This window comes from Burkholderia catarinensis, from assembly GCF_001883705.2.
GTDB lineage: Bacteria > Pseudomonadota > Gammaproteobacteria > Burkholderiales > Burkholderiaceae > Burkholderia > Burkholderia catarinensis.
The window spans coordinates 16763-30065 of sequence record NZ_MDEQ02000009.1 but is presented as its reverse complement, the minus strand read 5'-3'; the positions used below and the strand labels follow the sequence as shown (position 1 = coordinate 30065).

The window sequence follows — 13303 nt, the reverse complement described above, 5'->3', positions numbered from 1 at the left end:
GACATCCGAATTTTCAACTGTCGTTACGGTAGACTTCCGAGCGCTCTTAACCGATCGCCTCATTATTTCCTCGCATGACACGATTACAAACCAGGAACATAAATCACAAATTATCAAGCATCTTTCTCGTGTCCTCCGCAATCTTTTTCAGAATATTGACATCCTCCGACTCGCTTTTTGGCGATTTTTTCAACGAATCAGGAAAATCATTATCTTTAACAACATCCTGGTTTTTTACTTTGAATCTCCCGAACCTCGACGCTGGTGATTTCATGGCGTCAACATTATTATCAGCATGATTTCGACGCTGCGGCACGGGATGCTCCATGCCAGCCTGCTTAAGCGCCGTTTTTTGCTCGCGTCTCGCCGCCCTATTTTCATAAGAATTATTCAATAGGTCCATTGCACGTTGAGCCTCAAGCGCATCATGCTGTTCTCGGGCGTTACGTTTATCGAGATACTTATATATCTCCCACTCCATTAGAGTCATACTTTCAGGGGAAACTCTATTTGTACCGGCAAGGCGTGCGTATTCCCAATGGTCATCACCCAAGACGATTATTTTCGACAGATCGTCTGGATTGAAGCGTATCTCGACCCCTTCTCCCACACGCTTTCCCCAACAGTGAATAAGTTTTGACTCGATCAACGGCGATGTATAATAAATACCGTGCCAGCGCAAGCCTCGATCCGTTGGCTTTGCCAGTTCAGACGGCCAAGTCGCACGCCGAACCTCATCGATGGAATATTTACGCAAACTTCCAGTCAAATTATCCAACCCCCAGTTCCAGCGATTCAGCGGCGTGTCGGCCAACCCTGCGGTCACCATCTCAGGAATGGCCCCTTCGCGGCCGATTGGCGTCTGGTTGTATCGCAGAATTGCTCGAATCAGTTTTTTTACGAACTCTGTTATCGTCAAGGTAGCCTCCCAAGCATAATGCGGTGCTCCTCGGGTCGCGGCATCCGCTTCGACTACACCGAAACTCGCGCGTTGATAATGAGCCGGTATGATGCCGAACCTCCTCTCCATCAACCCGCGCATCGTGGGGTCCCAAGCTCGTGTGTTACTGATGGATGTCGCAAGACATTTGTTGATCGACTGCCAGGCAGCATAGTGCATGAAATCGCTGCCACGGTCGGTGATGAATCCGGTCAATGGAAAATACTCACACGGCCAGAGGCTCCATTCGATGTCGATTCCGAATCGAGCACAGAATTCATCTTTGGGTGTAGCGATATTTTCCAAGACTAGCGCAACGCCTTCGAACGAAGGCGGATCAAACGTGACATGAAGTCCAACGACCATCCGACTACTTACGTCCATGACCAAATAGACGGTCGGGCGCTTGACTACAATCGTTCTATCGTAGGAAAGCACCAGATACTCGTCCGCGATCGTTGCGTCGATCATATACTCTGCGCCGGGCCCTACTGAATGCTGGAGCGCATGACCTCGCTTAGGACGACCCACGAGGGCATATTCCCTCGGCCCCATTGCTCGCTTCTTTTGGATATCGAGATCGACTCGTGAACGATAGTAATGTGTTAATTGCCGAACGGTAACTATCCCGACTGGCGCCAATTCGAGTTCGATCACTTGACCACTGAGATCCCGAACCACTCTTGTACAGCGGCACACGTAGTTTAGAAAGTCCGCAAGGTCTTGCCAGGTTGTTCTGGTTCGTTTGCCGGAGCGGCGGCCGGACGGGCTGGAAATCCGTTTGCGACGCCCCGCTTTGACCCGCGCTGATGACCTCCGCTTTCGCCTCATCGCGCCGAAGAGCACCCTGCCATTGAATCTCTCTATTTCTCTCCTCATTTCCTCACTGAGGTCGAGCCTCCACGGGCCCATTTTATTGGTGACATAGATGTCGATACATTGCTCAAACAAACGATGTAGCGCTTCGGTGGGTATGGCGTGCTCACCTCGCCTGGACGGTGCACGCCCCGGTCGCTTCTCATACTTCCGCACAATTTCAATTGACTCCGCCTCTTCGCCATCCTGATATCGAGGCGGCTGTATGCGTCGCCCGCAACGCCACAAGTCACCAATGACCGACACAGCGGTCATACCTCTTTGGAGGTATTCACGGTGCAACTTTCGAATACCCTGGATTGCTAGGCCACACTCGTCCGCGAGATCTTGCAAGATGCGCGTTCTATCCGCCCCTCGGAAGAGCGTACGATAGAAATGATCTGGATTGTTCACGAGTGGCTCGATTCGCTTCCAGTTGAGGTCACTCAGTATTTTGTTTCCAAGCGTCGTTCTTTTAATTCTATCTAAAAATCCATATGGATCGTCACCCTGCTTTACCTTAAGTAGTTTACCCTCTCCTTCGTACTCTACTGCACTACGCTCGCGAAACTCATGCATTGGCACATACTTAAGGATTAGCTTAGACCCAAACATAAAACATAGAATTACCTCTGCCTTACGCCCATGAACATGAACCACACGATACAGCTTACCGGTCGACGCTTCACGGTATAGCTCCCTAAGAGCCGGAACTCCTCCAAAATGTTTCTCCACGCCTTTGCATCTCCATATCTGAACATCCGGCAATCAATTTAGTAAATTTCATCGCTCGTTAATTGACGTTGTCAGAAATACGTCTCATACATCATTAAAAATAATGCCCGCCAGTGGAGTCATCTTATCTCTGCCTCGAATTTATTCCGACATACTTTGATACCACGGAGACTTTGTGCCAGTAGATTCGGCACATCAAGAGAACACTCAACCAGGCGCAGCGCGATGAGTCGACGAATAGCAGCGACACCATCACGGCGAGCGAAACCATGAATATCAGCAACCCGATGACAGAACTGGAGAAGGGTCGCGTCACGCGCCGAAGTGAGTTCTCTGAGAAGGGTATTCTGAGTGATCCTCATGTCTTCGGTTAGACCCCGAAGAAGAAATTCCTCGGCGACATTGAACAAATACCAGAGGTGCTTTGCTCGGTTGCTATTCAATCCATCTGATCGTACGATTCGCATCGATACGCCCAATTTTCGCCAGTATTCCTGCTTGATCAGAAATTTAACAGTAGGATCCGAAATCTCTGCGCGAGCAGACATAATTTCAATCGCGCTCCATTGATAACGATCCTCTTTCCGCCTACAAACAAGAAGATCTGTCGTCAGAATGGCTGGGCTTCCGTCCGAAAACACTGGATGTCGAACCCCCAATCCCTGTGCAATTTTGACCGTAGATTCAACATCAATATGCGGGAAATATTCCTTCAGGTCGCATGTGCGTTGATCCCAATGCTCCTCGACGAAGACTGCTAATGCCATGTCCGATGGCAGAGCAATTTGGCGGCCACCGCAGCGAGTACAGACAAATCGATGCGCGCGGCCAATGCTGCCCATCTCCCGTTGAGTCAAGCCAGGAACATATTCGCCTCCGTCTCCCACGCCACGGCGTTCTTGACGCATTCGCTCTCGCCTAAGATCAGATTTGCTGTAGGCATCCGGATTCACGTGCGCTCCCCAAAGTGACAGCGTTCGAAATGAGCAATAGCCTAGGAGTCCTTAATTTATTGATACAGACGACAGAGACTGCGTAGCTCACTGTCGCGCAACTCGGTTCTACCCCGCCTACTGGCTCGTTCGGGTCGGTGGTTGAGCGCTGAGCGATGTTCGGTAAGTTTGTTCGAGCAAAGACCTAGATGCGTGAACTCGACGCCCAGTGCCCGCGGGACGAAGACATCGGCGCGCCCCGAGGAAGCGCACCGCACCGGGTCAAGCGGCCACCCAGCACATGCGTGAACCATCGGCACGCTGCACGGGACTTGTTAAACTGCGCGTTTAGCCGCCCACGATGGGCAGCAGGGGTTTGCCACATCTCGATAGACGCTATCATAAATGATCTATTTACTCCAGATGTGGAGAAAAATCATCTAATTTTGAGAAACTATGACAAGACACGCATGCCCAGGGAGATACTATGCAAAGTCGCCGTAAAGTGCAAGGTATCTCTGGCACCGCATCTGCAAACGACCTCGACTACACCGAGTTCGCGCGGCGTTCGCTGAAGACAGTGCTGTCAGCACGCGGTATCACGTACGCACAGCTTGCGGAAAAACTGTCTGCACTGGGGCATGCCGAAACTGAAGCGTCGATCGCCCAGAAGGTTCGAAGAGGAACCTTTCAATTTGCCTTCTTCATTCTCTGCATGAGAGCTGTCGACATCGCACAGGTGTCGATCGACGTCCCCATTCCGGATTCGTCGAGTTCGATACATATATAAACGGCCTACATTGTGAATTGCCCCCCAAGAGTTGGACACCATTCCAACCCTCGGGGGTTTTTCATTGACGAGGCCGTTCGCAAGGCGAGCGCCCCGCTCACCACACGGCTCAGACGCGGGGTACCATTTCCGGACGGCAAATCCAGCCGATTTGCCACTCCCACGAGCCGCCGGCGACCGCATGGAGCACGTCCGCCCGGCATCGCCCACGATCGCCGGGCGGAAGGTTTCGAATGGTCGCGATCAACGCACGAACGTGGACGTGCCCTAGTTCATCGATGTCTTTCACGTCGCTTTGCAAGCCTTCCCGATCGGCCCCGATAATTCTTTCGCCTCTTGGGCCAAGCAATAGCCTTCGCGCTACTATTCCATAGCTTATGTGTCGTATTGGAGTCGCAAAATGTCCGCTCAAGCTGAAGTCATTCCGACGTTCAAGGCTGATTTCGGCGCCTTGATGAACTACCTGCATGACGCCGATGCCAGCCAGGTGTCGATTTCACCGCGTCGCTACATCAGCGTGCTTCGTCTCGAACTGCAGGATCTCGCTACACAAGCTCATGTCGATCGGAACACGATCAGCCATGCGCCGGATTCCGAGACGGTCCAGCGCTTTTTGCGCGAAACGCTCCGTGTGCTCCGCGCAGCCACTGACGTCTCAGGCGACGTCGAGCGTGCGATTTTCTGGCTCAAGAACGAACCGCTTCGCGAGTTTGATTACAAAACGGCGCTGACTCTTGCATCTGAGGGGCGCGCGGACGCGGCGATCAAGTATCCGCAGATGGTCGAGGCAGGATTCCTCGGATGAAGGACGCATGTGAGCGGGTCTGCCGCCAAGCCCCCCGCGGGCGAGTGTATGCACCCTGCTGTTTTGGGCTTATTCCTTCAACGCTGCACGACGGCACGCCCAATGAAACATGCGACATTGGGATGTAGCTGGCGCTACGATATCTGAATCCGGATATGACTTCGAATGTAGTAATTAGATAAAGATGTCCGCTTTCGGACCGCGTAAGTTACCCTCGCGAACCGCTGCTAGTTTCGCCCGTCGGATCTTGCCGTCGCCAAACTCGTCTTTCAGGGACAGCCCTTTGAATGACGATGGAATTCGACTGAGCTTGGCTCAGGTACCAGCGAACTCCAGACCGTAGTACATGCAGAATGTCAGCCATCAGGGGTAACGGGCATCCTTTGTATTGCCCGTTCACCGCCCGCCAGAGGACACTGAAATGGCTGACTTGCTGGAAGGTACGCTGCCCCTGAACCTGGTTGCGATCGACATCGCCCGTTATTCGAACGCCGTGTTGATCGCGTTGTTGGACGGGAAGCGTCAGTGCTTCCGGATGACCAGCAGCGCTCCTGACTTTGACCTGCTGTTGAGTTAGATATACTGAACACACCCGAGACATCGAGAGCTACCACGTCGATATTGCATTGAAAATATTCCCTTCGCCTGTCGTAACCCTGAAGTACGCACTGACGGCCCTCGGCGAAGGCCATCCTGTATCGAAAAATCCGTGGCGATCTAGCGCCCCAGCCCAATCAACCTGGCCGTTACAACCCCCGTGCATGCGGAACCACGAATCAAACGCCGGGGATGTTACCTCTGGGACTGATACGGTAAATTTTTTAAAGCTTTTCGCATCTATCACCGCAGGAAACTGCTGGCCTACTGGCCCGTCTTTCAGGCTGAGAGGCGCTAAACCAGCAGTTGTACCGCCAGGTGACTGACTCATCGAAAATATATCCTTAATAGTCACTGGCTGTGTAGACGCGTTGAAGATAGTAACTTGCCACGATAGGTACACCACAGCGGGTCCGCTGAAGCAGAGGACTTTATCTACTCGCTTCAGCGGAATAGCATTTGGAGCAACCTCGATATTCAACGCTTCCTGATTGAATTTGTTGGCAACACCCCCTTCGTACGCCTGCCATGCCGTCCCCACTAATGCGGCAATGCTGATAGCAACAGCAACCCTAGGATCTGCGATTTTCACCATGTTCCATATTCACCATTTTTCGACTGGAACGGCCCCGGTCAAGCAATTAGCCCAAACGCTCGGATCGCGTTCGCGCACGCCTACGGCAGGATACCGCACGAGCGGCATGCAGATCAGGGGGAATGGGATACCAAGACGGGAAAACAGGACGTAGGTACTAGCCCGATTCTTACGCTTTCGAGCTATTGAGGTTATTATGCACCCTTTAACCATTGGAGGAGCATATGGCAACATACAAAGAATTGAAAGCAAAAATGGACACTTTGGCAGAACAAACTGAAGCTGCACGCATAGCCGAGCTACAAGCAGTCGTCGATGACATCCGCACCAAGGTCGCGGAGTACGGCCTCACCGAGAAGGACATCTTCGGTGGGCGGCGAGGTCGAGCTGGCGCAAAAAAAGCGACGGCGACGGTGGAAGCAAAGTATCGTGACCCGAAGACTGGCGCGACATGGTCAGGCCGCGGTCGCGCACCAGCTTGGATCAAGGACGCAAAGAACCGGAATCGATTCTTGATCCAAGAATGAGTTTGTTCTTTGCGAAAATCGGTACTTTTTGCCACGAGTAAAAAGTACCGATTTTTGTTGAGTCGGATTTTTCCAACCAAGACCGAAAGCAAAAATCGGCCGCTTTTAGTCGCCCCTGCACCAGAATCGGTGGACGGGCCAACAACGGCCGGTGGCCTAGTTCCAATATTGATTAGGCTATTCCCGCCGATTCGTAACTCGTTTGACCACCAGCTGCAAACGACAATACCGTGACCACCGCTTGGCTTGACACCATGACGAGTCAGATCGTCAGTACCGCGAGACGCCTTGCATCAACGGCAGGTTGACGGGATAGTTTCCATCAATGATCAACAATCTGCCCTGCGCGCCGCGTAGAATCATCCCACCGAGCATGCATGGTGCTCACTTGCGACTTCGGGCCCGTCAGGCTGGTCGCCGCTCTAGAAATAGGAAACCGGTGATGGAGCCAGCGGCTCGTCGAGGAACGACACCCACGCAACTGATTATAGTCTTATGGGGCCCACACTCATCTAACGCTCCTCCTTAAGTTAAGGCAACGTCAACCAGCCGGCCCTTTCGAAACGGTCGTGGAATACTCCCGCTATCCGCTTATTTGCCCCGTACTCATACTCACGCTCAAACGATCCGAACGCACCCGACTGAATCAACAATTTCTCTCCGTTCGCGCATAGGACTGGTCCGACAAATGCGCTGCGTTGAGCTTCAGATAGAAAGAATTCTAGATTTTCCCTATCGGCAATATATCCTGAAAATAGATGTTTTTGCCAATCGTCATCGAACAGGTCCGGCACTGACACGTTCGCGCCTCCGTCCTTTTGGAGCCAAAGCAGCTCGTTCCCCCAACAGTCTTTCCCGAATGCGCGATACGGATATGCCTTATTGCAGATGCGGAAGGAAAAGCGCTCCGTCATGCGAAGAAATATCTGAGGCATGATCTCCGTTTTCACGACATCCACAGGAAAACATATCTTTGCGGCAATCAATCGACAGAGAATGTCCGTATCGGCTGAGTTCAGTATTGACAGCTTGTCATTGCCCACGATGGCGGCTTTGGAAAGAGTTGCGCGCAGCAGAATATTCGGCATACTCGCCACCCAACTCCATATCGCGTCCAGTTCCTTACGGGCGGGCAAGACGTAGAATCCGACGTCGTCCGGGTAACGCAAATTTCCCGCAGACACCCAGATGAATCCACGCGCCCTCGCGTAATGCAACGCCTCGTACGGCGAAGCAAGAAAATGATGACGTCCGCTTGCCCTCGCGTGTGTCTCGATGTGGCGCCATCCAACGGGAACGCATTCCATTGCGGCCAGAGGACCCTTGCCAGCCACCGCTTCCACGAAGACTGCCCGCGCCTCGCCGAGCAATTCTTTCACCCATATGGCGTGACGCTCAAGTTCGGTTCGAGTCCAACGAACGAAGGCCTCGTCGGGATCAACCACGCGCTGGGTCATCACCACAATCGGTGCCACGCCTCTGCCTTCGGACCTCGAAACACAGGCAGCTCGGTCCATCTTCTCAGTATCAGACGTTAGCGTCAGCACGGTTACTTGTGGCTGTCCGCTCGTACCACAATCAAAGGCATCGTAGCAGCTGCGCTCCAACGTGAGATCGCTGGAAGGCGGCACAATGCGTTCGGCACCTCGGATGTTTGTGCACAAGATCGCCGTGTCGGTGGCACGCAAGGCGTCGCGCATACGACTGTGTGGCAGGTCGTACGTCCCTTGCGCACTCACGATGGCAATACGCGGTTTCAGCCATAGATAGGCCTGTTCGACGACCCCGGCATCACGATCGTCCTGATCGCCATCCTTCCTGTCGGCCAGATACACCATACCGCCATGATGCGGCACCTTTAGGACATCGACGCCGAGTCCCGCCGGATACCGCGAGGCGATATACGACCAGTTTTCCTGGTCCCCGGTTAACAGGATGCGCCTGCGCCGCTTTCCATCCAGCCAGACATCCAGCGCGATAACGAGTGATGTGTTATTGAGAAGCCGGTTTCCGAAGAAATTGGGTTCCGCTGCTTCGTCCCTGTAAAACCCGGTGGCCGGATTTGGCTCAACCGGTAACGCTATCAGCTCATCAGCGAAATCAGACGGTACACTGAAAGTGCGTCGCTCCAGTTCGCCACCGGGCCCCTCATCAAGCTCGGCGTCCGTCTCGGGTGACGCGATCAGCCATTCCAACGGCGTCGGGCCTGCAGGGTTCGCCAGAAATCGGAGGTCTTCTCGACGACTACGGAGCAGTCGCTTCAGCAGACGTACAGGCGGAGAGATAACTGCCGCGCTCACCTTTCCGGCCATCCAAGTACCAGCGTACCCTTCCATCGGATAGATCACCCTGGCACCGCGCTCAGACATCAAGCGTTCCAATTCGTCGGCACGGGCAACGGCATTCTGGACACGCTGCGAAAAAAGCCACGTGAGCCGCCGAAAGGCAGGCAAGCATGGCCCCCAGTACTCACCAATGTGTAGACCCGCTTGATTAGCAAGCGTATGCAGCCCACCCTGATGGTCGTGGTCGACGTGCGAGAGCACAACGACATCAATATCTGGCCCCTCAATTCGCCGATTACGAGTCAAGTACGCGGCAAGCTTATCAATATGATTTCCCGCGCTCTTTCCGCCGTCGTAAAGCATACGAAAGCGCGGCAAGCCACCTTGCTTGAGCTCAACGAGTAGGCAGTCACCATGGCCGACCCCATAGACATGAATCTGCAGTTCGTCGTCCATTTTCATCGCCACTCCTGTTTCGTCCACAATCCCAATTCCCGTCATCGCCCCCCCCCTGCTCCAACATCCAATCGCACCACCTGTATCCAGCATCAAACGCCCCTTGCCGTTATGCGCCAATTTCTCTCGCATCACATCAAACAGCGCTTGCGGCAAATGGATGAACGACCGGAGGTCACTAATCCATACGACTGCTACTGTCTGCGCCTCGGCCATCCCGTAAATACGCACTTTCAGCTCTCTCTGACAGGTCAAAGCCATCGACGTATACCAACCGTACGTCTACGTTAGTTGGACACGGCATCAGGTCACACCACGAGCTGTGTTCGTTCCACTGCGGTAGGCCGCGGCTGAGGCGGCGAGAACCGGTGCTTCCACGGTTTTTTCGGCCCATACGCTCCGAGCGGCGCTCCGGCTCGGTCAGAATCTTAATGTTTTCCACGACGCAAGACGTTCCCTCATGTGAGAGCCATCGCATCATAGGACTCGGCGTGCTGCCGAGCACGCGAAACGTGACATTGGGTGGATGTTCCTTCAGGAGGTTTGCGATAAATAGTCTTATCGTGAGTGCTCTCCCAGCGACCTAAACTGTTCCCATGAACACCACCTCTGTCCCGGCCACCGGGCAGCGGAACAGGCGGTCCCGCGGAACGCCCGCCACCCCGCCCGACCTCCCCACCCTGGCCTCGCTCGCCGCGCTGCGCGCGTGGCACGCCGGGCTCACCGCGCGCGCCGCCGTCACACGCTACCTCGACCACGCGCGCGACGACGGACAGTCCTCACGCGGCCTGCTGGGCCACATCCGCCGCCAGCTCGTCGCATGCGCGATCGCCCGCCAGCGCGATGACCTGATCCCGCTGTTCACCCATCCGGCGGCAGACCGCATCCGTCATGCGGCGCAGGTCGTCACCGCGCTCGACGCGCTGCGCACCACCCCGATCCCCGCGCCGCAGCCGACCGATCCGGTGGCCCACTGGCTGCCGCCGCGCATCGTGCGCGCGCTGGCCGCCGCCGGCGTCGACTCGTGTGCCGACCTGCTGGTGCGGATCGCCCACCGCCGGGGCTGGTGGCGGCCGATCCCGGGGCTGGGGCGCCTGGGGGCGCACCATGTCGCCGCCTTCGTCGCGGCGCACCCGGACCTGACCCGGCGCGCCGCCGCGCTGGTTCCTTACGACGTGGTGACCGCTCAGTTGGTCCCACGGGGGTCCCTGGATGCGCTGCCCGCCGACCTCGACGGTTCGCGGGGCCGCTTCCGGGCCCCGCGCGACAGCTGCGGCCTCGCCGCCGCCAACGACTACCAGGCGATCGAGGCATGGTTGGCGCTGCACGAAGGCACCCACACCGTCCGCGCCTATCGGCGCGAGGCCGAACGACTGCTGCTGTGGGCGATCGTGGCGCGCCGTCAGCCCCTCTCGTCACTGACCACCGACGATGCGATCGCCTATCGCGCCTTCCTGCGGCATCCGACGCCCGCCGTCCGCTGGACCGGGCCGCCGCACCCGCGCACGACGCCCGCCTGGCGTCCGTTCGCAGGACCTTTGACGGCGCGGTCAACGGCCTATGCGCTGGCCGTCCTGCGCGCCCTCTTCGGGTGGCTCATAAGCCAGCACTATGTCGTGCTCAATCCGTTTGCGGGGGTGACGGTACGCGGTGGCACAACCCGCGCGCCGTTCGATAGCGGACGGGCGTTGACTGGCCGGGAGTGGAAGATCGTGAGGGCTGCGGCCGACCAGCTCGAGCGGACCGGCTGGACGGCGCCGGCCGCGCAGCGGCTGCGTTTCGTGCTGGATTTCGGCTACGCGACCGGGTTGCGGGCGCAGGAACTGGTGGCCGCAACGCTCGGCGACATCACGGCGGACACCCGCGGCGCGTTATGGCTGCAGGTAACAGGAAAAGGGGCGAAGTCGGGGCGCGTGGCCCTACCGCCCCTCGCGCGGGACGCGCTGCGGCGCGCGCTGAAGGCACGGGGCCTGCCCGTCATGCGCGCTCGCTGGCATCCGACCACCCCGTTGGTGGCTGCTCTCACTGCGGAACATCGCGCGGAACGCCACGCCGGTATCAGCGCGGCGCGGTTGCGGCAAGTGTTAGGTGAGTTTTTTCGGGAGACGGCCAAGCGCGTGAACCCCCGGAATCCAACGCTCGCCGAGAAGCTACGGCACGCCAGCCCCCACTGGCTGCGCCATACACACGCCACCCACGCACTGGACGCCGGCGTGGAACTGGTGGTCGTGCGAGACAACTTGCGGCACGCGTCAGTGGCAACCACGTCGACGTATCTGCACGACGAAGAGGCCAAGCGTGCGCGTCAGATTAGCGGGGTCTTCCAGCGTCAGCCCCGCCGATCGCATCGTCGAGACGCGCACCGTGCGGCCAGGTGACCGCACAAAACATGCAAACCCGGACGGGGCTCATCGATCCTGCCAACCGCGAATTGCCCCCTCATAGACATGCGCGAAAGCTCCGTTGGTCAAGGCGACTCAAGCGCAAGGCATGTCCATGGCAATCATGGTGAGAACAGCCTGACCCCGGAAGTTCCTGTCCATACGACTCGCCGATGCAAATTTCGGCATGGTGCTGCTAACGAACACTATCCATGACGCTACAATAACAATTGTATCGCCGCATCAAGCCGACCATCGGTTTCCACGAGTGGAGCCAGCCATACCAACAGACGATCCGCCACGCGTAGCAACATGCGGACGCGGACTAGCGAAGGGAACACGAATCCCCCCGCCGCGCGTGGGTCCGCCTAAGGCATCGGATATCCGGTCGTTGTGCCTCCATGGCCCTCCGAAACAGTTTTCCGATTTCCTGCGCTCACTACGTACGCAGCACTTAGCTGCGTGGCTAAGAGACGGTTTCAAAAAGGCCCCGAGGGGCTGTTAACTTTCGCGGCGAGCTGTTAACCTCATGCATCGGAACAAGCGAGACCGAGGAGATGGGCAAGCCGATCATCGACGACGAATTGTGGGCACTGATCGAGCCGCTACTGCCGCCACCCAAGCCGCGGCGCGAGAAGAACCCGGGCCGCTTGCCTGTTTCGAATCGCGCCACGCTGACCGGTATCTTGTTCGTTCTCAAGACCGGACTGCGCTGGCGCGACCTGCCTGCCGAGATGGGCTGCGGCTCGGGCGTAACGTGTTGGCGACGACTACGCGACTGGCAGGCCGCCGGCGTGTGGGACCGCTTGCACGAACTGCTGCTCGCGAAGCTGCGAGCAGCAGACCAGATCGACTTCTCGCGAGCTGCTGTCGATTCATCATCGATTCGCGCAGTTGGGGCGGGCCAAAAACTGGGCCAAACCCTACCGATCGCGCGCGACCTGGTTCCAAGCACCACATCGTCACCGACGCCAACGGCACCCCGCTTGCCGCGATCCTGACCGGCGCGAACGTCAACGACGTCACGCAATTGCTGCCGCTGATCGATGCGATTCCGCCAATTCGTGGCCTGCGCGGCCACCCGATTCAACGGCCTCGCGTGGTCTACGCCGATCGCGGTTACGACTCCGAGCGACATCGACGAGCGTTGCGCAATCGCGGTATCGAGCCGGTGATCGCCAAGCGTCGTACCGAACACGGCAGCGGCCTTGGCAAATATCGCTGGGTCGTTGAACGCACGCATGCCTGGCTGCATCACTTCCGTCGCCTCCGTATTCGTTTCGAGCGCCGTGCTGACATTCACGGCGCGTTCCTCAAACTCGGTTGCTGCCTGATCTGCTGGAATACTCTCCGGCGGACCGAGCAGCCTTTATGAAACCGTCTCTAAGGAAACTGCACATTTCGT

The 13303-nt window shown here is 56.8% G+C and carries 10 protein-coding genes; 6 read left to right on the top strand and 4 right to left on the bottom strand.

Going from position 1 to position 13303, the window contains the following annotated elements:
* Nucleotides 1-103: 103 nt before the first annotated feature.
* Nucleotides 104-2530 carry a TnsB C-terminal domain-containing protein gene (locus BFF94_RS16055; protein ID WP_128844028.1) on the bottom strand — a complete coding sequence of 809 codons (2427 nt, stop codon included), beginning with the start codon at nucleotides 2528-2530 and terminating at the stop codon, nucleotides 104-106.
* 119 nt (nucleotides 2531-2649) lie between these two features.
* Nucleotides 2650-3438 carry a PDDEXK family nuclease gene (locus BFF94_RS16050; RefSeq protein ID WP_143269649.1) on the bottom strand — a complete coding sequence of 263 codons (789 nt, stop codon included), beginning with the start codon at nucleotides 3436-3438 and terminating at the stop codon, nucleotides 2650-2652.
* Nucleotides 3439-3949: 511 nt separating this feature from the next.
* Here BFF94_RS16050 and BFF94_RS16045 point away from each other — a divergent pair.
* The 3 genes from BFF94_RS16045 to BFF94_RS16035 all read left to right on the top strand — a co-directional run bounded on the left by BFF94_RS16045 (nucleotide 3950) and on the right by BFF94_RS16035 (nucleotide 5634).
* Nucleotides 3950-4252 (top strand): DUF6471 domain-containing protein, encoded by a 303-nt coding sequence (locus BFF94_RS16045; protein ID WP_201260407.1) that lies wholly within the window; start codon nucleotides 3950-3952, stop codon nucleotides 4250-4252.
* A 400-nt stretch (nucleotides 4253-4652) separates the two neighbouring features.
* Nucleotides 4653-5057 carry a DUF2384 domain-containing protein gene (locus tag BFF94_RS16040; protein ID WP_128844034.1) on the top strand — a complete coding sequence of 135 codons (405 nt, stop codon included), beginning with the start codon at nucleotides 4653-4655 and terminating at the stop codon, nucleotides 5055-5057.
* 421 nt (nucleotides 5058-5478) lie between these two features.
* A complete protein-coding gene (locus BFF94_RS16035; RefSeq protein WP_158061997.1) occupies nucleotides 5479-5634 on the top strand; it encodes a hypothetical protein in 156 nt (51 codons plus the stop codon).
* 30 nt (nucleotides 5635-5664) lie between these two features.
* On the opposite strand, the gene BFF94_RS16030 is transcribed toward BFF94_RS16035, so the two are convergent.
* Nucleotides 5665-6249 carry a hypothetical protein gene (locus tag BFF94_RS16030; protein ID WP_128844036.1) on the bottom strand — a complete coding sequence of 195 codons (585 nt, stop codon included), beginning with the start codon at nucleotides 6247-6249 and terminating at the stop codon, nucleotides 5665-5667.
* 224 nt (nucleotides 6250-6473) lie between these two features.
* Here BFF94_RS16030 and BFF94_RS16025 point away from each other — a divergent pair, with 224 nt between their 5' ends.
* Nucleotides 6474-6776 (top strand): H-NS histone family protein, encoded by a 303-nt coding sequence (locus tag BFF94_RS16025; RefSeq protein ID WP_128844039.1) that lies wholly within the window; start codon nucleotides 6474-6476, stop codon nucleotides 6774-6776.
* 530 nt (nucleotides 6777-7306) lie between these two features.
* Here the strand turns inward: BFF94_RS16025 and BFF94_RS16020 are convergent.
* Complete coding sequence (locus tag BFF94_RS16020) at nucleotides 7307-9778, bottom strand: ComEC/Rec2 family competence protein (protein WP_219139540.1); 2472 nt, start codon at nucleotides 9776-9778, stop codon at nucleotides 7307-7309.
* Between the two features lie 335 nt (nucleotides 9779-10113).
* Between BFF94_RS16020 and BFF94_RS16015 the strand changes: the two genes are divergently transcribed.
* A complete protein-coding gene (locus tag BFF94_RS16015) occupies nucleotides 10114-11895 on the top strand; it encodes a site-specific integrase (RefSeq protein WP_219139539.1) in 1782 nt (593 codons plus the stop codon).
* A 560-nt stretch (nucleotides 11896-12455) separates the two neighbouring features.
* Nucleotides 12456-13273 (top strand): IS5 family transposase gene (locus tag BFF94_RS16010; protein ID WP_128844045.1). Its coding sequence is split into 2 segments (ribosomal slippage): nucleotides 12456-12804 and nucleotides 12804-13273, totalling 819 coding nucleotides; the frame shifts between segments, so codons are not numbered across the junction.
* Nucleotides 13274-13303 lie beyond the last annotated feature (30 nt).